At 41.0% G+C, this 22,512-nt stretch carries 15 protein-coding genes; 6 read left to right on the top strand and 9 right to left on the bottom strand.

All coding sequences use genetic code 11. The features are described from left to right. The first annotated feature begins 486 nt into the window (after window positions 1-486). Both Q0993_RS17705 and Q0993_RS17700 read left to right on the top strand, forming a co-directional pair. On the top strand, window positions 487-2,169 hold the full coding sequence (locus tag Q0993_RS17705; protein WP_299535590.1) for a beta-N-acetylhexosaminidase: 1,683 nt from the start codon (window positions 487-489) through the stop codon (window positions 2,167-2,169). 64 nt (window positions 2,170-2,233) lie between these two features. Then, window positions 2,234-3,283, top strand: a complete 1,050-nt coding sequence (locus Q0993_RS17700) for a glycoside hydrolase family protein (protein WP_299535587.1) — start codon at window positions 2,234-2,236, stop codon at window positions 3,281-3,283. 382 nt (window positions 3,284-3,665) lie between these two features. On the opposite strand, the gene Q0993_RS17695 is transcribed toward Q0993_RS17700, so the two are convergent. The 5 genes from Q0993_RS17695 to Q0993_RS17675 all read right to left on the bottom strand — a co-directional run bounded on the left by Q0993_RS17695 (window position 3,666) and on the right by Q0993_RS17675 (window position 12,064). After that, window positions 3,666-5,159, bottom strand: a complete 1,494-nt coding sequence (locus Q0993_RS17695) for an alpha-L-fucosidase (protein ID WP_299535584.1) — start codon at window positions 5,157-5,159, stop codon at window positions 3,666-3,668. Between the two features lie 103 nt (window positions 5,160-5,262). Then, window positions 5,263-7,575, bottom strand: a complete 2,313-nt coding sequence (locus Q0993_RS17690) for a family 20 glycosylhydrolase (RefSeq protein WP_299535581.1) — start codon at window positions 7,573-7,575, stop codon at window positions 5,263-5,265. Between the two features lie 322 nt (window positions 7,576-7,897). Beyond that, window positions 7,898-9,037, bottom strand: a complete 1,140-nt coding sequence (locus tag Q0993_RS17685) for a glycoside hydrolase family 172 protein (RefSeq protein WP_299535578.1) — start codon at window positions 9,035-9,037, stop codon at window positions 7,898-7,900. Window positions 9,038-9,097: 60 nt separating this feature from the next. Beyond that, the gene (locus tag Q0993_RS17680; RefSeq protein ID WP_299535576.1) at window positions 9,098-10,372 is read right to left on the bottom strand and encodes a DUF6786 family protein; all 1,275 of its coding nucleotides are present in this window, start codon (window positions 10,370-10,372) and stop codon (window positions 9,098-9,100) included. A gap of 108 nt (window positions 10,373-10,480) precedes the next feature. After that, window positions 10,481-12,064 carry a glycoside hydrolase family 172 protein gene (locus tag Q0993_RS17675; RefSeq protein WP_299535572.1) on the bottom strand — a complete coding sequence of 528 codons (1,584 nt, stop codon included), beginning with the start codon at window positions 12,062-12,064 and terminating at the stop codon, window positions 10,481-10,483. Between the two features lie 641 nt (window positions 12,065-12,705). Between Q0993_RS17675 and Q0993_RS17670 the strand changes: the two genes are divergently transcribed. Continuing rightward, entirely contained in the window at window positions 12,706-13,620 is a 915-nt protein-coding gene (locus Q0993_RS17670) for an AraC family transcriptional regulator (protein WP_299535569.1), read from the top strand. 44 nt (window positions 13,621-13,664) lie between these two features. Here Q0993_RS17670 and Q0993_RS17665 read toward each other — a convergent pair whose 3' ends face one another. Together Q0993_RS17665 and Q0993_RS17660 are read right to left on the bottom strand one after the other, a co-directional pair. Then, complete coding sequence (locus tag Q0993_RS17665) at window positions 13,665-14,963, bottom strand: glycoside hydrolase family 172 protein (protein ID WP_299535567.1); 1,299 nt, start codon at window positions 14,961-14,963, stop codon at window positions 13,665-13,667. A gap of 431 nt (window positions 14,964-15,394) precedes the next feature. After that, complete coding sequence (locus tag Q0993_RS17660; RefSeq protein ID WP_299535565.1) at window positions 15,395-16,165, bottom strand: patatin-like phospholipase family protein; 771 nt, start codon at window positions 16,163-16,165, stop codon at window positions 15,395-15,397. Window positions 16,166-16,601: 436 nt separating this feature from the next. On the opposite strand from Q0993_RS17660, the gene Q0993_RS17655 reads away from it, so the two are divergent. Both Q0993_RS17655 and Q0993_RS17650 read left to right on the top strand, forming a co-directional pair. Next, on the top strand, window positions 16,602-17,315 hold the full coding sequence (locus Q0993_RS17655) for a rhomboid family intramembrane serine protease (RefSeq protein WP_299535562.1): 714 nt from the start codon (window positions 16,602-16,604) through the stop codon (window positions 17,313-17,315). A gap of 10 nt (window positions 17,316-17,325) precedes the next feature. Further along, the gene (locus tag Q0993_RS17650) at window positions 17,326-18,141 is read left to right on the top strand and encodes an ATP-dependent Clp protease proteolytic subunit (RefSeq protein WP_299535560.1); all 816 of its coding nucleotides are present in this window, start codon (window positions 17,326-17,328) and stop codon (window positions 18,139-18,141) included. Window positions 18,142-18,181: 40 nt separating this feature from the next. On the opposite strand, the gene Q0993_RS17645 is transcribed toward Q0993_RS17650, so the two are convergent. Beyond that, the gene (locus tag Q0993_RS17645; RefSeq protein ID WP_299535559.1) at window positions 18,182-18,718 is read right to left on the bottom strand and encodes a DUF6134 family protein; all 537 of its coding nucleotides are present in this window, start codon (window positions 18,716-18,718) and stop codon (window positions 18,182-18,184) included. Window positions 18,719-19,085: 367 nt separating this feature from the next. On the opposite strand from Q0993_RS17645, the gene Q0993_RS17640 reads away from it, so the two are divergent. Then, the gene (locus Q0993_RS17640; RefSeq protein ID WP_299535557.1) at window positions 19,086-20,762 is read left to right on the top strand and encodes an AarF/ABC1/UbiB kinase family protein; all 1,677 of its coding nucleotides are present in this window, start codon (window positions 19,086-19,088) and stop codon (window positions 20,760-20,762) included. A gap of 444 nt (window positions 20,763-21,206) precedes the next feature. On the opposite strand, the gene Q0993_RS17635 is transcribed toward Q0993_RS17640, so the two are convergent. Beyond that, window positions 21,207-21,776, bottom strand: a complete 570-nt coding sequence (locus Q0993_RS17635; protein ID WP_299535554.1) for an HdeD family acid-resistance protein — start codon at window positions 21,774-21,776, stop codon at window positions 21,207-21,209. Window positions 21,777-22,512 lie beyond the last annotated feature (736 nt).

Raw genomic sequence — 22,512 nt, 5'->3', positions numbered from 1 at the left:
AAGCCTATTTGTAGAAAAAGGGGTCTGGATTCGTCCCTTTGGCAAATTGGTATATATTATGCCCCCTTATAGTATTTCGTCAAAGGAACTATCGAAACTGACCGAGGCAATTTATGCGGTAGTCCGTACATTGTAAACCTGGTGGTAAACCAACAATTGCGTACCCAACAGTCTAGTCATAGTTACATCCAGTTTGGATAGGTTAGGTGATTAGAAGCTTATCAATTACCATTTTGACAAAAGATATGAACTGTTGATATAAGTGAAATAACGAGCTTGGTAGAGATTGAAAAAGAAAGGACAAAAAATCTTTAGAAACTTATCGGTAATTTTTTGAAATAACCCTTTGCTATGTTACCCTCGCGTAAATCAATATGAAAAATAATCGCTGTCTTGATAAAATCGTGTAAATCGCTAAATTCGCTTAAAAAACCATTTGGCCTTGGGCATATCGAAATGGATTTTTGCATTAAAACTGTCTGGCAAATGCGCAAGGGAAAAATGTTAACATACATAAACGAGCAGCCTTTTGAATCTTACAAGATGGTTTATCGGTCGATGACTTTTATTGTAGTGCTCTTTGTGGCGCTGATATCGTTTTCGTGCAATGATATCGTTTATGAAACAACTAAAATGATGGTTCCCTGGCCCAATGAAGTGAATTGGAAAGAGGGAGGTTATTTTACCAAAAAAGAACTTAATCTGGAATTGAGTGATGAAGGTTTGCGCGATGTGGCTATTTTTTTTGCCATGGAAGCGGCCCCTTACATTAAAGTCAATTTGGAATCCACTGGTTCCGAGAAAGGATTGTTGGCACTTGATATTGATTCAACTTTGAATCTTTCAGATGAAGGGTACATACTGGAAATAGAAGCCAATGGTATTAAGGTGCGCGCACCTTCGCCATCAGGGGTATTCTATGGATTGAAAACATTGAAACAGCTCATTTGGGCCAACTATAAGGAGGATGGGGTTTGGGCGTTACCAATGGGAGTCATAAAGGATACACCTCGTTTCGCATGGAGGGGGCTGATGCTAGATGAATCCCGTCACTTTTTCGGTCTAGAAAAAGTCAAACAATTGTTGGATTTGATGGCCGAACATAAGCTAAACAAATTTCATTGGCACCTGACGGATGAACCAGCATGGCGTATCGAAATAAAAGCATACCCAAAACTCGTTCAAGTTGGATCAATAGGGGATTGGAGCAATAGTAGTTTAAATGCCAATTTCTACACACAACAACAGATTAGAGAAGTGGTGGACTACGCTGCCGCCCGTCAAATAGAGGTAATTCCGGAAATTGATATGCCCGGTCATGCGTCGGCGGCCAATCGTGCTTATCCGGAGTTTTCCGGTGGGGGAAATAAGGAACATCCAGATTTCACTTTTAACCCTGGTAAGGAGGATACTTATTCCTATTTGGCTGACATTTTGAGGGAAGTTGCCGCTATGTTCCCTTCGGAATACATCCATATCGGTGGTGATGAGGTACATTTTGCGAATGCACATTGGTGGGACGACGCTGAGGTAATGTCATTAATGGAGCGAAAAAATCTTAAGGATTTAAAGGGTGTGGAATATTACTTTTTGAACCGAATTGCGGATTCCCTGGGGACAATGGGCAAAAAAATAGCAGGTTGGGACGAGATTTCCGGTTCGGGGATAAACAGGAATTCATCCTTGGTCTTTTGGTGGAGGCATGACAAGCCCGAAGTTCTGACAAGGATGATACAAAACGGATACCCTACGGTGTTGTGTCCAAGAATTCCCTTGTACCTGGATTTTGTGCAACATGACACCCATGAATATGGCAGGAAGTGGGACGGTGCCTTTGGTAATGCCGTTCAGGCTTACCATTTTCCTGATTCGTTGGATGTAGAAATACCGATTAACAATCCGATAGTAGGAATACAGGCATGTATATGGACAGAAAGGATTGCGAACGAAAAACGATTGGATTTTATGGTATGGCCCCGGCTAACTGCGATTTCAGAGGCGGCCTGGACCGATCAAACATTAAAATCCTATGATAGGTTTCTTAAACGCTTGGAGGAGTTCTTACCATTTTATGGAGAAAGGAACATTGGCTATTTCAATCTATTAAATCCCAACGCCACCCCTGAACCGAAATGGAATAATGGGCCCAATTGGCAAAATAACCATTGAACCAATGATAGACAACAAAATTAGTTTCACAGGATGCTCAAATCCATAGTACACCCAAGGAATAATGAAAAAAGTACATCTTTTATTTGTAATAAGTGTTATTTGGTTTGGAACTCAAGCGCAACAAAATGGTGATGAACTCAACCTAAGTAACAAAATTCCAAAATTGGTAGATGACAACTTTCTGATTACCGAGGGCTATTATAACTGGGGAGGTTCCATTTACAGGGATTCTAAAGGGGTATACCATCTGTTCTATTCGCGCTGGAAAAAGGAATATCGTTTTTATGGATGGCTGACCCATTCAGAGATAGCACATGCCACATCTACAAGTCCCGATGGCCCTTGGAAATACCTTCGCACGGAACTGAAAGGGCATGGGAAAGGCCACTGGGATGCCATAACCGCCCACAACCCTAAAATTAAATTCTTCGACGGCAAGTTTTACCTTTATTACATAGCGACCAACATGGGTTCTAAGGATTATACGGAACAGGATCTGGTGGAGACCTCCCAGGTTGGCTATAGTCACCCAAACTGGAAAATTCTTCGTCCCAATCAACGCACAGGTGTCGCGGTCTCCAATTCCGTTTATGGACCATGGGAGCGATTGGAACACCCCTTAATCGAACCATCAGGTCCCATTACCACTCTTACTGTGAACCCAGCTATTGATAGGGATAATGAGGGGAAGTACCACTTGGTTGTCAAAGGGGACAAACCCAATGAGAAAAGATTTATCCGCAATCAGGCGGTTGCAATTTCCGATTCGCCATTGGGGCCATTTGAGATGCAGCCAAAACCCGTAATTGATTATATGGATACGGAGGATATGTCCATATGGTATGATGTCAAACGGAAGAGGTTTTATGGGGTGTTCCATGCGCATACCTATATCGGTTTGATAACTTCGAGCGATGGGACAAATTGGGGAAAGGCCAAGTATGGCACAGTTACTACCAAAAGATTAAAATTGGAAGATGGTTCTATGCTTGAGCCAGAACGTATGGAACGACCATTTGTCCATGTTGAAAATGGACAACCTAAAATACTGTTGGTGACCGCCAAGTTTAAGAATGATTCCTATACTGTTTGTATTCCTCTCAAAAAATAAGTTTCCTACAAAAAGGCTCGGTACTGACATTTGCTTTTTAGTGCTCTGGGTATTAGGTTGCCACGAATACGGTTTCTACATATAAAGAACCATGGAACCATGTATATCATGAAAAAACCGATACTGAACATCGATGCTTAATGCTAAACCTTGACTAACTCAAAGAATAACCTTACAAAACTTAAACTGGCTACCCATTCCATTCAAGCAATCCTATGTTTTGCATATTTAATATTACGTTTATAGATTGTCTTCCAAAACGGATAAATTCCAATCGGTTTCCTTACAAAATAGTTAAACACTAAAGATGTTTTTTTGACCCTTATCATTTTTATACCCTATACCAAATGCATATTAGTAGCTTAAATGATAATTGAACCGACTACCTAACATTAGAAATTTTAAAGCTCCAAGCATATTGGCAAGGTATTTCTTCATGGGAAAGTACAGGTACCTGAATTACAAGGTCTTTACCTTTTACGGTGTATGTCAAATCGGAGTCATGTCCCAAAAGGCTTATTCTGGTATTTTTGGAAGGTTTGACCCCTGATATAATAAGTTTGCCCTTGGGAAACTTGGGCGCAATGGCGTAGAGGTCATTCCCCTTGGAGGTAAAAAACAATTCCTTCACCGCTTTCCCTTGTTGTTGGTCCACGGTCTGTCTTAAAATATAATCTCCCTCAACATAGGTTTGTCCAGATTTTAATAGCTCAAAATCTCGACCTCCTTTGGACCATTGATAGGATTTTTTCCATTTGCGGGTTCCATAAATAGCCTCTCCGTTTACCGCTAGCCATTCGCCGATCTGCAGCAAACGTTCTTGCATAATTACCGGAATCTTACCTGCTGCCGTTGGCCCTACGTTAATACACAGGTTGCCACCTTGGCTCACAATATCGGCCAACATCAAAATAAGCATTTGGGGGGTGTTGTAATCTTCGATATCCTCATTGCGGTTGTAGCCAAAGGAAAGTCCCATGCCACGTATTTCCTCCCAGGGTTTGTTGAACCTTACTTCTTCCCTAAGATATTCCGTGGTAAAATAGCCCCCATGTTTATGACGTTGGTCTTTTTCCCAGCGATCATTGATAACCACATACTCTTTTACCGGCGATTCATTGAACAGCCAGGCCAGTAGTTCCGTGCTTTTCCAATAGGTGTCATCCTTTTCCCATTCGCCATCAGCATAGATTAAATCGGGTTTATAATTGGTGACCAAATCCTTAAACTGGGGATGGTAGTAATCGGTCACGAATTTGTCAAGTCCAGCCTTATACCAAGGGTGGTACCATTCGTATAAGGAGTAGTACAGTCCTGCCTTTAAGCCTTCTTTTTTCATGGCTTGAACATATTCTCCCACCAAATCCCTTTTAGGACCGGTTTCCACGCTGTTCCACAAATATCCCCTGGATTGGGTGGCGTGTTTATTGGGCCACAGGGTAAAGCCGTCGTGGTGTTTGGAGGTCAAGACCACATATTTAGCTCCCGATCGCTTAAACAAGGAAGCCCATTTTTCGGGATCGTACAGTTCTGCTTTCCACATTTTGGCAAAATCTATGTAGTTGAAATCCTTGCCATAAGTCTTCTTATGGAATTCCGGAATTTCCTGTCCTGTAAATTGGCCGTTGCCAAAAATGGATTGACTGGTAAACCATTCCAGGTACCACTCTTCATAGGTTCCTTTTGGAGACCATGAAGGGACGGAATAGGGCCCCCAGTGGATGAAGATGCCAAACTTAGCATCCTCGAACCAATCCGCCACTGGCCTTTTGTCCAATGATTCCCAGTTGGCCTCATAAGTCTGGGCACTTGTCCATAACCCAATCAACAGAAACGAAAGTGCCGTAAGCCGTAATTTGGTGCGTTTTATTTTCATAATAATCTGTATTTTAATTTTAAGTGATAATCAAGACTTAACTACTTCAGCTTCACCCAGTAACTGCCCCGAGGTATTTTATTTTTATACGACCAAAAAACCGCTAATACAATTGTACCTCGTCCACCCATATCCGGCTTTGGGCCCCTGCCCTATGATGCCCTTCAGGAATGGGGTTGACCGCCTTAGCCTTTATTCTCACTGCCTTTACTTTGCTGGGGGCAAAAGTTACCGTGGTGGATATTTTGTTGCGTCCTTGAATGTGACTGGTGTTGGTTTGATCGGTTTCAGCCAGTTTGGTAAAGGTCTTTCCGTCTGATGACCCATATACCTCCACCACTTCGGGTGGATAAATCCCAAGAATAGTCATGCGAAGCGCCGTAAGTCTGAGCTCACTAAGCTCTGTGGGCGTTTCGAAGTTTATGTCCATCTCCCCATGAAAATGAACCCAGTTAGGATCCAAATCGGTCAATTTACCATAATTGAGATCGGTGAGTTTTTCAAAAGCTTTACTACCTCTGCCCAGTCCTGCCGCTTTGTGGATAGGGAAGTTTAAACTTGCAACGTAACCTATGGGCTCTCGGTTTTGGAAAGATTGGGCCGTAACAAATTCCCCTTCTTTGATTTTAAATGGCCCTTCATATTTTGGGGACTGCAGAGTGGGTTCCAAACCATCCAAGGTGTAATGGATATCCAAACCGTTGACCTCCGTCTTTAGACTAATCTCAATTTCCTTTCCGATGCCTTTATGATCAATCCATGGACTAAAGGCACTGGTGGCGTAGCGCACCTTTTGGGCATCCAAACGTTTGAATTGGGTCTGCAAACGATCGGTAAACCCATCCCAGTCCTTGGCTTCATGGTCTGTCCATCCGGTTTCGGAGATTGCATAGAGACGGGGAAAGGTCATATAGGTAAGCTTGCTCCAGTCGCTAATGGATTCTGTCCACATATTCGCCTGAATTCCTTTTATAAGTCTACCTTCATATTTAGTGAGTGCGTCAGGAATAACCTGATAATTATAAGCTGTTGAAAGCAACAGTTCGGAATAGCCCAAATTGGGTTCCAAATCATCGTGACCTTGTTTTAAGTCGACATAGGTATAGTTGCTGGGAGTCATTATCACTTCATGGCCCGCTTTGGCCGAAACGATACCTCCTTCTTCGCCCCTCCAACTCATGACGGTTGCATTAGGGGCCAATCCCCCCTCAAGAATTTCGTCCCACCCAATCATAATCTTGTCATGCTCATTCAGGATGTTTTCAACACGCTTAATGAAATAACTCTGCAACTCTTCTACATTGGCAAGGCCTTCTTCTCTCATTCTTTGTTGCGCGTGAGGGTCTACTTTCCATTGGCTCTTATTGCACTCATCACCGCCGATATGTATGTATTCATAGGGAAACAAATCCATGACCTCGTTCAGCATTTTTTCTATGAACACAAAGGTTTCATCTTTTCCCGGATTGTAGGTATTGTTGCCCGATACACCCCCAGTGGCTACATAAGATGAGGCGTTTACACAGCCGAGCTCCGGGTATGCGGCAATGGTGGCCTGGGCATGCCCGGGCATATCTATTTCGGGTATTACCTCAATAAAGCGTTCCTTGGCATACGCAATCAGGTCTTTGACCTGCTCTTGGGTATAGAAGCCCCCATAGGTTGGGGTCTCGCCCGGTTGTTGTACCGGTCGCCCAAACCAGTTCGATATGGTTTCATCATAGTTGGTATAGTCCATACGCCAAGCACCAACCTCGGTAAGTTTGGGATAGCTCTTTATTTCGAGCCTCCAGCCCTGATCATCGGTCAAATGCCAATGGAAACGGTTCATTTTAAGTTCCGCCATGAAATCGATTACTTTTTTCACATCTTCAATTTCAAAAAAATGCCGCGAGACGTCCAACATATAGCCCCTCCATTCAAAAGCAGGTTGGTCGTTGATGGTCACAGCCGGAATCCCCCAAGCTACGTTATCTTGCCTTTTTCCCGAATAAAAAGATACAGGAAGCAATTGTTTCAATGACTGCAAGGCATAAAAGAACCCCGCCCCAGAAGAAGCTTTGATAGCTACACCCTCCTTGGTCACTTGCATGGAATAGGCTTCTTCTTCTAAGTTATCATCCTGTTCAAATTGGATGTCTCCCACTCCTTCTAGAATTTTGGGACTCCATCCCGACACAGATTCAAACGATTTGAAAAAAAACTCGGCAATTACCTTCTGGCCTTCATTTTGCACTCCAACCGTTGTTGCCGAATTGATGACAAAATACCCTTCACTCTCACTAAGCTCAAGAGGTTTGGGAATAATGGCAATGGTACCTATTTGTAGATTTTCAGTGGTACAGGAATCCATCATCATGAATGCAGAAAAAATAAATACATACCGAATGATATGGCATTTAATGAGATACTTCATATACTTAGAGATTAATTGTCTTGTATGATTCATCTACAATTTCCTTTTTTACGCAAACCTGTCTAGAGTTTATAAAATATGCTGCTAAAACAACTTGTTCCCATTTGTTTTCTTGAACAACAGGATTTCATTGGTCCTTTTGCAAAATTTCTTTGAAAAAATCGCCAAAAACATCGGGGGAATCCTTCATAGTGAAAAGTCATAAGGACATACTTCGCCTAAGGTCAAAACCCAATATGGTCGGCAAGGACTCCCGAACATACAATGCAATAGCCAAGTCCTTGTTAGAGCCAACCGGTTATTTCGCCTATGGTTATAAATATTACCTAATTTCTAATTCATCCTTAGTGGGCAATTCAGGAAATTTGTTATGGGGTTCCATCTGGTACCAAATAGCCACCGATGATATTTTGCTGCCTTGCTTAAGATATCGTCTTCCACTCCTCCATCCTAAATCTTGAATGGTTATCTTAAGGTCTTTTTCAAACCTAACAGGATCGGTTATGTGCCAACGGTACATTCCAAAACGGGTGTTGGCATTGTAAGTACCATCCGGACGGATTACCTGGTGCAAACCTGCATATGGGGTAGAATATTCGGTGTACTGACCGCCCACATCAAAATTATAGGAGCCACAGAAATAATCTTCCGTTCCAGTACCTGCAATGGTGGGGAATTTTTTGTCGCCATCCATGTAGAACTTGATTTCTCCTTCACCCCACCAACCATTGTTGTTCACTTGCCAGGCCATATAGGTCCCTACATACTGTCCCTTGCCCTGAATACCATCAACAATGGTATAGGCCTCTTTGTCCTTGTCAACATCAGGACTTCTGAACTGTGCATGAAAGTATGCGGCGTCTTTAGGCACTTCGGTTAGGGTGTAATCGATTTGATAATACAAGCGGGTCGGTTCAACATCAATGTTTTCCATGGTAATCCTACATTTTTTACGAAAAGGCATTTGCCAATACGAATTGAAGGCCCTGCCTGGATTTACACTGATTGCAAGCGAATTGAGATGGGCATACTCTCCCCATCCCATACCAAAAAAGTCGCCGACAGGTACTTCAACAGAAGGTTCTTTTTCATCGTCCCAATAGAAACGTAGAATGTAAAACCGCCAATTGCCTGTCGGGGTCATCCAGATATGTTGGATACTTCCAGGACCTTCTATTTCAGCCAAGGTAAAGGTCTCCCCGGGTTCTATGATAATATAAGGGCTTACTTTCCAGCCCTGCCCCAATTCCCGGGCCTCGTGCGAGGCTGCACCCTCACCAAGTTTTGCCATGCCCCCTTTTCCTTTTTCTCCCGTAAAATTCTCGGGACTGATGGAACGGGTCTTTGCATCGGAAGTCCGAAAAAGGTTTCCGAGATTAGAGTTTAAACCATTGAACGGGGTTTGGGCCGCCATTTGCAAACAGCCTACCAAAAAACTAACAATAATAAATAGTGGTCTCATTTGTTTTGATTTCATTGTTTTGCTATAATAATTCTGTTTCTTTGATATGATTACCTCAGCTCACTTGAACGCTTGCGCAATCCCTTCAAGGGAAACCCCAAATACTTTTAATGCAATTTCCTCCAAGGTGGCTTTATTCCCTTCAAAGTGGCAGGTCGTTTGTACATGTTTCCCACTTTCTCCTACATCCAATGCCAAAGCGGGCGACGAGGTTTCCAACTCATAAAAGGGTCCGAGGGGTTTGGCCCCAGGTTCGGGAGAACCATCGTTGTAAGAGTTAACCATATCACCGCCGTAGGGCTCTTCTTGAATTTCCCAAGTTGAGTTTACATAATCGGTAATCCCATTGGGCTTGTTGTATTTTACTATGGTCAGTACTCCGTTTTTGGCATCGTAGGCCCCAAGCACATCCTTGGCCCGGCTGGGCAATAGGCCAATTTTGCTTCGGTACTGGCCATCAGCCCTGAAATAAATCATATTTTGGGTGACTATCAAACGACTATCCGGTATTTGCCCAAAGGATTCGTAAATGTTTACCACTTTACCAGATCCGCCTTCCGCATCGGTAAGATAGGGAATCATGACCGCGGTAGTCTGGGATGGGGCGAACATGCCCAACAGCCAGATGGACAACAGGCCATTCTCTTTGCTCCAAGGGACATCGCCCGTATTGGTTAGGAGGTTGGTTGTCGTATAACCCACGGTCTGGACACCATGGATGGAAGATAGTCCTAAGTGTCCCATGATTTCGGTATTGGACAGTATTTTAACGCTGCGTTCAATTTCTAAATCAAAGGTGAAGCCCGAATAGTTGGTCAACGAAGCCTTTTTGGTAAACACCACTTCCTGGTCTGATTTTCTTTCAGCTTTATAGTGCTCCAAATCGATTAATTTAGGGGTAAACCAATTGTTCAATGTAAACTTCTCTCCGTTTTTAAAAAAGATCGAGTACTGCCCCCCTTCGGGGCCCAACCAAAAACGCTCTTCACCCCCATAGGCATTGAAATGGGGCGAAGTCTCACCCGATTCAAACAGGTTCCGATTAATCCAACCATAACTGGATCCGGTATTACCCGCGGTACTTGTCATCACCCGGCCCTGTAACGCAGGGGACAAGGCTATGCTACTACTGTTTTCGTCATTGGTCAATTCAATGATTTTAATATGTTTACTCATAAAGGCCACATCGTTCTCGTAGGTCGTTGTTGTTGGTTCTTGGTTCTCCATTACATGTTTTTGTTGGTTTTCATCCTTGGTTTTGGGTTGGCATGCCATTATCACCAATATCATCCCTGAAATGCAACACTGAACCACTTTTCTTTTCGAATTTTTCATACTCATTTGCTATCGGCTTTTTTTGAATTAATAGCTCTTTGGTTTATCGAATTATCAAATGGATAAAACACATACGAAGCCCCTTTGCCTCATTTGTAAGGGTCGATCCTATTTCTGGTACCAAAACGTAGCCCATTTGATGTCAACCGTACGGGTTGTCCATCCCCATTTTTCCATTTGAAAATCCAACGATTTACTGAATGGGATTCCATCCAACAACCTTACCCTGGAGTTTACGGTGATTCCAGGACCCTTGAGCGTGTTGGCATCCCCAATGGGCTGCGAAATGAATACATGGTTGTACAATTCGGGATGCCCCCAGGCATAGCCGTAATAATCTTCCGTTCCCGTGCCAAAATGATCAGGAAATTTGCTCCCGTCGATATAGATTTTTTCATCACCTTCTCCCCACCATACCCCAAATGGTTTGTATATTTGATAGGTATCGCCAACATAAACGCCCACTCCTTTATCTATCTTTAAAAATTCCAAATCCAACCCTTTGGCAGCTTCCACTTGAAAGTTTGGTCTTTCCTTGTACATCGTATGGAAATACATGGAGTTTTCTACCCACTTATAGGGAGTAGTAGAAACACGGTAGTTGACCTTAATCGGTTTGTCCGTAGTATTAGCAAAACTGATTTTAGCGTTAGTTTTGAAAGGCATTAACCAAAATGAGGCCATATTCGCTCCTTCATCGACCTTTCTATAATAGTCTTTGGCAGGTACAGCCTGGTCTCCAGACCCAAAAAACAGTCCAAAAGGGCATATAACAGTCTCCTCTCCATCAAAACTTATCCGTAGCAACATTTCCTGTAAAGCCTTGTCAATGTCCTCCGCGTCTAGATAAACCCGTAAACTATTTATTGCTTTTGCACCTCTTATGGACATATCGACCGCCTGTTTTGCGCCAATAACTTCACCCCACCAATTTTTGTTTTCCACAGCTTCACCTTGCATTTTAGCGTCAAAGGTGGAAATTGACTGAAATTTTTCTAGTTTATCATTGACAGCTTTTAAAGTGGCAGCATACTTATTTGGAGTCTCGCTATTAAAACTTTCAACATCTACCTTGCCATGATAAAGCCGATAATTGATGTTCCAGAAGAGCCCTTCAAAGGGCCCTTTCTTTTCTTTGGGCCCCTCGTAGGTAATCTTGATGCTTTTTTCAAAAGGGATGGGCGCATAGAGATTATGACCGGGTTTCGCTCCCTTATTAATAGGCAGGTCATCCCTGTCTACAGATCTAAAGGAAAGGGGATAGCCAATTTCGGCATTCTGGCCAATCAAGGCACCTACATGGTCTGCTTCCCAAAAAGGTATTTCGGCTCCGTCAATGAAAAAACGCAAGGCATGTTTGGCGTTGGGGTCACCGGTCATCCATATTCGGGTTATAGCTCCGGGGCCCTTTACATCCATAATAATCTGCACATCCTTGCCGTTGTACTTTTCATTTCCATAGAAGTTGCTCCAATCTTCATTGGCGAACATATCTCCGTCATCGGCCCTTTTGTCGTAACTGCTTACCTGATGTAACGTCCATAATCCTTTGGGGTGTTTGGTCAAGGCTTCTCTATCTACCATTTCTTCCAAAAGGGATTGAAACGTGACTTTGGTTTTGTTTCCTTGGGCCATGGAAGGTGCCGTCCACAGCATTAGTACCCCCAAAAGGATAAGTCTTCGTTTTAACATTATTGTCTCTTTTAGTTTCTTACTTTCCTTAATCGCTTAGCCAAAGATTATCTTATTGAGGGAAATATCCTCAGATCACTCTACGTGTAACCATGTCAAGTGAAACAATTCTTTTTTTACCTTGGTTTTGGGCCTTACCGCTATGGAATAAAAACCTATTTCGGGAAATCCGATTTATCCAATTTGAAGGCCCTGTATTTCTTCCATCCGGGATGTGTGGCACTAACCTTGGCTTCCAAGCTAACTACATCGGCCACTTGTACCGAAAATGACTGCCCAGACGTTTTGACTGATGAGGCATAACATATTTCCTTAAGCGGCTCACCCGGTTTGTAGATTTATTATATCCACACTGATTTAAGGCTGCTAACCATAGGACTCATACCCGCTTAAGCAATAGGTAAAACCCTTTATTTCATCCGTTTTAATTACGGTTTTTTTCTTTTTCTAGAGATGAAGCCCCCAGAAGCAAAACTGAACACAACAGCTAATAAAAACGTTTTATCATTATTTCCAATCTTAAGTTAAAGTGCATTTGAACCATTTATCGGTTCCATCTGGTCAATTACATCAAATATAGGCTCAAGTAATGAAAAGGCAAATGTCAAAATTGACTAATTTTGTGTATATTTTAGTATTTTATGTCCACGCTTATTATTGACAACCTATCGCCTAGTGGTGACCCCTCCGATACCCAACAGCAGTTTGAACCTTTGGACTTTAAAATCTTATGTTGCCGGTATTGGTGGTTTGAGATTTGGAACGGCCAGCGCTTGTCCTTTCCCTTTTGGCGTCTGTACTGGAACAAAAACGAAGGTGCCTACATTTATTATAAGAAGAAAATATACCTGTCTCCGGATGTGGTCTGCATCATCCCACCGCACACCCCCTATTCTGCTGGAATAGAGAATCAAAGGCCTGTGACAAGTTCTCCTCATTTTTTTAAATGTGGCAGGATTGGCTCTCAACAAGAGGAGCAGGAACATTTGGAGAAGGGCCATATCCTCCATTTTTTTATCCATTTTACCCTGGGCAGAAATTATGACAAAGTCGACCCTGGGATTTATGCCATACGGATGACCCAAGAATTTTCATCTGGCCTGTCCAAAATTGTGGATGCACTTGTTAAGGGCACAAAAGAGTTTAGACAAAACGAAAGTTTAGATGTGTATAATCTTGCACTGTCCGCCGTTAATGAAATCCTCCCAGAAGCCACTTTTTCTGGAAATACCAACCAATATATAGGACAAATCATCGATTTTATGGAAAAGCATATGCACAGCAAATTGACCGATAGCAGTTTGGCTTCAAGGTTCTCCATATCAACAGGTTCATTTTCAAGGATGTTCAAAAGAAGTACCGGGAAAAGTCCCAGTATGTATCTGCGCCAAATACGGATAGAAAAGGCCAGCAATCTGCTCCTCTACACCGACACGAACATCGATACCATCGCCGAAGTATGCGGTTTTTCGGACCGCTACCATTTAACCAAGGTGTTTTCCCAAATGAAGAGAACATCTCCAGCAGCTTTTCGAAAAAGTGCAGGTTACTTTTGATTCTTTTAGTAGCGTGTTTCCATTATTTGCCAATGAACAACCCTTTATTTAAGCTCTTCAAGTTTTCTGTATACTTTATCCGTTATGTGTTTTGTTCTTACCTCCAAGGTAGGCAATGCTGGCAGACCAGATTCGGGCTTGTCTAAATAAAAATAGGCGGTTGCGGAGACGTCATCACTCCTGTAAAAGTTGTTTGACATATTTCCTGGAAAATCGGCATCGGTTGCCTTGGGCGGATTGTCCATATCCAAGTACCTCTTGGCAGCCTCATAGCCGTCATCATGCACATATGACCAAACAGCGGATATGTCAGCTCCATTTTCAATGAGCTTTACCATATTTTCCCTGTTGGTATTCCCGATTTGCTGAATGGTAACTTTGCAATCCTCGTGAAAATATACCGGATCATAGGTGTGAAAGCGGTAAAAGGTATAAAGGTCGTGTTCCTTGTTGGAAACCGTGCTGCCCTGTATCCGGTTATCAAATTCGCCCTGTCCCCAACCTGTACCAATATAATCTTCTGTGCCTGTACCTACCAAGGTTGGAAATTTTTCATCGCCATCCAGATATATTTTTACCTCGCCCTCACCAAACCATGTACCTTTGTAACTTTCATTACCGATGACCCCGATGTTGGTCCCCAAATACCGTCCTCGTCCGTTTACCTTGGGTAAAATGGCGTAATCTACTCCTTTTGTAGTGGCCATATCCCTGTTCCAATAGGCATGGAAATAGAGAGTGTCATCATCCAGTTTTTGTAAGGTTACCATATTGATTTTGTAATAGAACATGAGGAAATCGTCCGATTCATTGACAATTTCCACCTTACCAGCCGTACGGAAGGGCATGGGTACGGAACAATTAAAGGAACGGCCTTCCGGCATAGAAAAAAAGGTATTCTCAAAAGGCCGCATAAGCCCAAGGCCAATTCCAAAAAAGTCGGTAAACGGAACAGATACAGCAGGTTTGGCTGCATTGTCCCAGTACATATTTATACTAACTTTCCTTCGGTTCTCTTGATTCCATCCAAAAGAGTTGGCGGCCCATATCTTGGTGATGATGCCCGGTCCTTTTTGGTCAAAGATGACCAAGGTATCTCCTGGGCCGATCATGCTGAAGGCATCACCCTTGGCTCCTTTATTGGTCATGCCACCCCTGCCCTTCTCGCCTTTTCTGTTCTCGGAACTCACCCATCGGGTATGCACGCCTTCAGGGGCAGCCTTATACACTTTTTCAATGTCGCTTTGGGAAAAACCCGTTTCCTTGGTTTCGGTTTTGGGTTGTTGGCAACCGATAAATAGCGTCAGGACAGAAAATGTCAATACTGTTAGTGTAATCCTCATGTGAATTGTGGTATTTACTTAATTATAATGTTATGGATTTGCTCTATTTTTTAAATATTTATGAACTATAGCGTCCTCTAGCTGAAAACTAATACAAAATCTTCCTCGGACAATACTTTTCGCTATTATAACTTGTTATCGTTCTCTGTTTTTTGGGTTTCAGGGTTACTCTACTCTTCATCTTCGGGTTGAGTGTAACAATACACCCAATATCTCGATTCGCTCCGGGCAGATTTCGTGGGAAAGGCATATTGGGCAACAATTTAGTTGTATTGAGCACCCATTCCATTTTTATTGCCAACCTGGGAACTCCATGAGATTGTTTCTCTTCAATCTATAATGTCTAAGCGATAGTGTAAATATGGAAGCTGTTTAGTAAGGTTGCTTGGGTTTAGAGCAAGAAACAGTTTTATGAACATGAAGGTGCTTCCTTATAACTCAGATCCCGAGCTAATTAGTTCTTTTTTTGCCGCTTGATACCCAAAATCGATAATTTCGTCGACGATAGAAAAATCAAAAACACCATAAGAACCCCCACCCTTGGGGTCTATATAAATATCGCACAAAGTTTTGTCATGGGATAACGTATTGGCAATGGCGATTCTCATACATCTATCCAACAGATTAATTACGTTATTGGCCTTGAACCCTTCATTCAAATGATTGACATGAGAGCCTATCAATACATCACAATGCTGCCTAATGGAAGAAGCGGGTAGGTTTTTCACAAGACCTCCATCCGCATATCGGTATCCATTAATGAAAATGGGCTTAAACACCAACGGAATGGAAATTGATGCCAGTATGGCATCAATCAAATTACCCTTCGAAAAGACTTCGTGTTGGGCTCTGTCCAGATTTGTTGTTGATACATAGATTGGTAGTTTTAAATCCTCAAATTTGGTCGGAAGCAGGGCTTCTAAAATGGTTTTCACATGTTTGTGCGACGAAATGCCGTCCCATACGCCTCTGATATGGAAAATCTTGCCATGTCTGCGATTTTTGGCCATCGCTCCAATATCACTAGCCGAGTAGCCATTGGCAATAAGAGCTCCGATAATCGCACCCATGCTGGTCCCTGAAACAATTTTGGGAAACATTTGCGCTTCTTCAAGCGCCTTTAATACCCCAATATGGGCATAGCCTCTGGCACCTCCTCCACTAAGAGTCAACCCAATTATCCTTTTTCCCATGGCGTCCATGAAATATTATTTTTCTAACTATATAAGGCCTAATAGATAATTTTTAAAACTTCCATTGAGCGATATACAAAGATGGCAAAAAAATGAGTGAAAAGGGATTGTACATAAGTGTGTAAAATCATTTTTTATATACCTTGTCAAAGATAAATCACTACATATCCGTTGTATTTTCAATATAAATAAAGTATGACAATTTTAAAATTGATTTTACTCAAATTAATCTAAAAACCGCTCTATTCTAATGAAAATGGAAAATTTAAATTTTGCCACTACAGTATTAGGATGATATTTCATACATTGTATTTCCAATACAAAACAACGCTCGAATTTTGGTTCCTAATTTCAAAAGCCATGTTAAGGATATTTTCTTGGAATGGATGTGCAAGGAATTACAAGATGCAATAGTTACAATTGATATTGTAAAAACCGAAAGAATATGATTCCATTGACCGATACAGCTCCCGTTAAGAGTTTCAGTTGGATGAACTGGGCGATAATAGGACTGAACATTTGCGTTTATTTGCTTCAAGCAAGTCTCACTGAAAGCCAGTTAGTTGAGCTTATGCAATTTTTCGGCGTAGTACCCATCCAATTTTCCGAAACTTTAGGGACTGGTTCATATGAACAATTACCTATTTTGGGGTTATCACTTCTAAGCAGTCAGTTTTTGCACGGCGGTCTCGGTCATTTAATAGGCAATATGTGGACATTGTACATATTTGGAGACAATATCGAAGACCGAATGGGAAGTTGGAGGTATCTCTTATTTTATTTAATTTGTGGAGCCCTGGCCGGGGTTATCCATATTTTTTTCAATATAGATTCTGCAATCCCAACAATAGGTGCGTCGGGGGCAATTTCAGGTGTAATGGGTGCTTATATGGTCCTTTATCCTAGAAGTAAGATTGTTTTTCTAATCCCATGGATTATACCCATAGTATATGTTCCCTCTTTTATATATCTTAGTTTTTGGTTTTTTGGTCAATTTATTAGTGGAAGTCGTCAAATTCTAACCGAACCAACAGAAGGCGGTATTGCTTTTTGGGCGCATATTGGAGGGTTTATTGCTGGCATTTTGATTCATTGGTTATTTGTCGGAAAAAAAAGTCGTGGATATCTTCACGAATACCCTTATTATAGAAAGTTATAATTCAGTAAATATGGAAGGCTATACAGGATTATTTTGGATTTTTATTATCATTTCAGCATTGCAACCGGTCATTACAAGGCAATTACTCAATAATAGTAGGAAAAATTTAATTGAAAAAATCGAGCGGGACCAGAAATCAAAGGTTATAGCTCTTATACATCGTCAAGAGAGCATGGCCCTTTTGGGCTTTCCTTTGGTTAAATACATTAATTTGGAAGACTCTGAGGAAGTATTGAGGGCCATCGGGACCACAAATCCGGAAGATTCAATTGACTTTGTACTACATACGCCAGGAGGGCTTGTTTTAGCGGCAATGCAAATAGCACGAGCAATTGAACAACATCCGGGCAGAATCAGGGTTATAGTACCTCATTACGCAATGTCAGGAGGTACGTTGATTTCATTGGCAGCTGATGAAATTATCATGAGTCCTCATGCCGTCCTTGGCCCAGTGGATCCACAACTTGCCAATATGCCGGCCCCTTCTCTGGTAAAATTAAAGAAAGAAAAATCAATTGACCATATTGATGATAAAACATTGGTTTTGGCTGATATGGCGGAAAAATCAATCGACCAGCTGAAATCTGGAATCAAGGAACTGATGACCCATAATTATGGTGAGGAAAAGGCCGAGGAAATTTCAAAAATGCTCACAGAAGGAAGATGGACACATGACTACGCAATTACCGCTAACTTCGCAAAGGAAATTGGACTTAAAGTATCTACTGATATATCAAAAGATGTTCTTAATCTTTTGCAGATGTACAAACAACCCACAAAATTAGCAGTTCCAACTGTTGATTATTTGAGGAAAGAATCAAGTTAATCTTACCTTTAAGGCCAAAAAACTAAGCATTCCTCGATATTCATTTTTTTAGGATATGAAATGTTTTGAAGGGATGTTTTATCATGGCTTCAATCAGTACTCCATCTTTATACATGAACTCTTGCACTTGACTTTTCTTTTTTGGATGGATGAGCCTATAATGATGTTTTCCTACTTTCTCCACCTTTCGCAATAGTCCATCGGATTCAGAGAGAACATAAGCTATATCCTTAGGCTCCAAAACGTATAACATTGCACCCGTATACTTTTTTTTCCCATCAATTGGTTGGATCTTGCCATTTTTTGTCATGGTATAGCCAGAACCTTGGGCAATCATCTTAGTATTGGAATGCTCTTTGCCATTTAAATATGTAATCACACTGCTTTGTACAAGACCGTCATCATCATAATTGCTTTTTAGAGCATAGCTAACCTTTGCCTTAGCCAAAATCTTAATATTGACCTCGCTGTTAATTTCAATTTTTTCTTCGGTACCGTTAACCAACATTCGGCCAATTTCACGGTCATTCGAAAGCAGTTTGTATTCCTGTTGCTGCCCCCACCCTATGTGGTTCATGAAGTTAAGTAAAAGAAAAATAAATGACTTCAGCGTATTGTGTTTAAACATGGTTTATAATATTCGTTAATTTTTCCATTCAAGAGAATTGCCCTTATTTTAGTATACAAGTTATGACCATTTAATAACACTTTTTTTATCCTAAGGTAAATTACTTCCCTTTGCAAAGGGTTTTTAGACAAATCACTGCTATCCAAATTGATTTAGGATATTTTATTTAAGCTTTTGTTTTTTCACCAGATAAATCAATAACTTGAAAGCTCCTTCTACTATGCGAAAAAGCATCTTCAGATACTGCCCATTATTAGGTTCAAATCTATTAAGGCGGGATTTATTTTAGTGTAGGATTAAAAGTAAATAAGACAAAATGGGGATTACGAAAAAAATAAAAAAAGAAGAGTTTAAAAGGTACGGCCAACTGTTCAGTGTGCTTACCAAATATGGCTTTGAGGACATTTTGGCGAACAGCAGGATTAAAAAATTGTTACCAAAAGAGTTTCTGAGATCTCATCCAGATAGCGAAAAAACCCTTACTTATTCAAATTTTGAGCGAATACGTATGGTATTAGAAGAACTGGGACCCACTTATGTGAAGCTTGGACAAGTCTTGAGCAATAGGGAAGACCTTATTCCTCAGGAATTGATATTCGAACTTGAAAAACTACAAGATCAGGCCACCAAATTAGACAATTTTGACATCTATAAAACCGTTGAAGAAGAACTGGATATTACTATTTCCGAACACTTTCAAAGTATTGAACACAAACCGCTGGCAGCGGCTTCCCTAGCACAAGTACACCGTGCAAAACTATTAAATGGGCAAGAGGTAATCCTTAAGGTTCAACGTCCAAAAATACGGAAAGTAATCGAGGCTGACTTACTTATCATGAAGCATGTGTCTAGAAATCTAGAAAAGTATAGCAGTACCATGCGATCATTCCAGCCAGTTCTACTGGTATCCACTTTTGAAAAAAGCATAAAAGAGGAGCTACGGTATTTAAGGGAAATAGAGAACACCCAGAAGTTTGCACGGAATTTTAAGGACAATGAGTCCATTTACGTGGCCCAGGTACATGTCCATCTAAGTAATGACCGAATAATCTGTATGGAATATTTAGAGGGTATAAAGATTTCGGAAATTGAGGAGCTCAAATCCCAAGGTTTTAATCCCGTCCAGGTGGCCCATGTGGGCGTTGACCTTTATATGGAGCAAGTATTGGAGCATGGTTTTTTTCATGCAGACCCCCATCCGGGTAACATTTTTCTGTTGCACGAAATGGGGAAATTGAGTTTCTTGGATTTTGGCATGATGGGAGTAATCCTTCCAAAGGACAGAGAGTTGCTTAGCGAACTACTAGTCTATTTCCTGCAAAAGGATACGAAAAGAATTGTCTTCCTTTTGGAAAAACTGGCAGTAAAGACAGACATCAAAGACCTTCAAAAATTGGATCAAGATTTATATATATTTATGGAAAGTATTAGCGATACTGCCATAAAGAACATTCGTATAGGACCCGTCCTTACCAATCTCAAGGAAATATTACATGAAAACAAAGTTGTGCTCCCTCATTATTTTTATATGTTGATAAGAGGTATTGTTATGATTGAAGGCGTTGGACTGAAACTGGATCCCAACTTTGACATCACCAAAAATCTTCGTCCGTACGTCAACAATATCCAGAAGCGACAATTCGGTTTCAAGAAAATCCTTACAAAGAATTTGGAGCGAATTAAGAATGTCCAGCAGCTTATGGACACCCTACCCGAAGATTTTGGAATTATCATAAAAAAGATAAAGGATGGCAAACTTGTGGTAAAGCATCAGATCAGTGACATTTCGAGACTTCAATCGATTTCAAGTAAATTAATAGACCGCCTGGTTTTCGCCATAATCATTGCGGCATTATCCATAGGATCAGCCATTTTGGTTTTGGCCGACGCCCCTCCTAAGGTGTACGGCGTTCCTGTGTTAGGCGCTGTAGGTTTTCTGCTCTCAGCTGTACTAGGCTTTTATATTGTGCTATCCATGTTCAAAAAAAAATAGATGTAATCGGTTCCCTCAAACCAAATTTACAAATAAGAAAATGAGGAACCAGTAAAAGCTATTTCCTAAGCTTATTCATTATTCTAATTTGTACTTAATTGCCGAAAAGATAAAATCTTTCATGAACGTGGCCTATTGGGCCTATGATATTTCAAAAGAGTATTTCTAATTGGATAAGTTTGGCGAATGCCCATAGGTGGCCCTTTCCTATGAACTGAAAAAAAGATGGGCCCTTTACTCTAAGTGAAATCTACGAAATCGATTATACCCATAGGGTTGAAGTGACTCGAAGGATAAAACGAGAAAGAGATGGCCAATATTATAAAATGGCAGGGCCAGCTTGAATTAATCAATTCCCTGCATCACTATTCATCTTCATAGGGATATTCAAACTGGCCGTTCACCAATCAATCAAAGACTTTTTTCACTTCGTGTGAAAAGTTCTTACGAAAACATTTTCTTTAGCTTCTTAAGCTTGAATGCGAAATAGATGCCGAAAATTCCAACTGAAATAAGAGCCAAGCCCGTCCAAACCACAATAGTAATTCCCGCAAACAGCGGATTCCAGAGCAGAAAAAATGAAAACATTAGACCAAACACACCTACTAACATAAGATTACCCCAATCCAATATACCGAAACGTTTCAAATCTATGGAAACCCCAATAGCCATAATTGACCGGAAAAATACCCAGAAGCCCACGTAGATGGGCAGGGTGAGTAGTGAAATGTCGGGGCGCATGATGAGCAATATACCAATGGCCAGGGAAAGAATACCAGATACAAGGGACCATCCCCAATTCTCAATGTGTTTTCTGTTCGCTATGGAAAAAACCACTTCCATAATCCCTGAAACCAGAAAGGAGATGCCAAAGAGTAATGCGAGGGTCAAATAAGATTCCAAGGGAACCATAAAAGTATATATTCCCGTTCCTAAGAAAATAAGTCCCATAATCAAGGGTACGTACCAATACTTGATGGATTTTGTTGCTGTTGTTAAAATTTGATTTTTCATTGTATTAGGTTTTAATTGTTTTTATATCAATAGTTTTTTGACAGTATCACATTTAACAATGATTTACCAAGCCCAATTTCAAATTACTTGTCGGTTTTTTGAATAGGCCAAGATCGGAGTTATTCGTGCAGCAAATAATATTGGATTTAATAAATCCAATGCTCTTGAGTGTATTTTAGTCTTACCGACCAAAGACAGTTGATATGATTTCCTTTTTTCGGAAACTGCAGATGATGTGTGGTGAAGCTTCATCATCGGCAGCCTCCAATTCAATGACATTGGGGTAACAAAGAATTCTCTCAACTCCAACTTCAAATTTGTCGATATTTCTTTGCCCAATTTAGGGTTATTCATAGACTTTTGAGAAAAATCATTTCGCACCAAGACTTTCATATTTGAGTGTTTTTATGGCTATCAATCAGCCATTTCTTTTAAGTGCAAGTTAATTTGTATAAGAATCTTTTTTTTTACCCTATGGTAAAAAAGCAACAGGTTCAGGTTTTTGAAAAATCAGAATGATTGGCCAATTGCGAAAATCGCATGGTGCCTTTTTACATAGTACATCCTTTTCATTTTAGTCTCAGTATTGCTAATATCAAGGTCACAGCAGTAGCCACATTATATAATATCGAAAGCCCATCAAACAATATCCTGGTATTTTTCATAGGACCAAGCTCTCCTATATTGCCTCCTACTTGGGGGTCACCCAGCAAAGCCTGAGCAGGATACGGAAAAA

It is taken from the genome of Ulvibacterium sp., assembly GCF_028285715.1.
Classification (GTDB): domain Bacteria; phylum Bacteroidota; class Bacteroidia; order Flavobacteriales; family Flavobacteriaceae; genus Ulvibacterium.
Note: the sequence above shows the minus strand (reverse complement) of the source record. Positions and strands in the feature narration are given on the sequence as shown.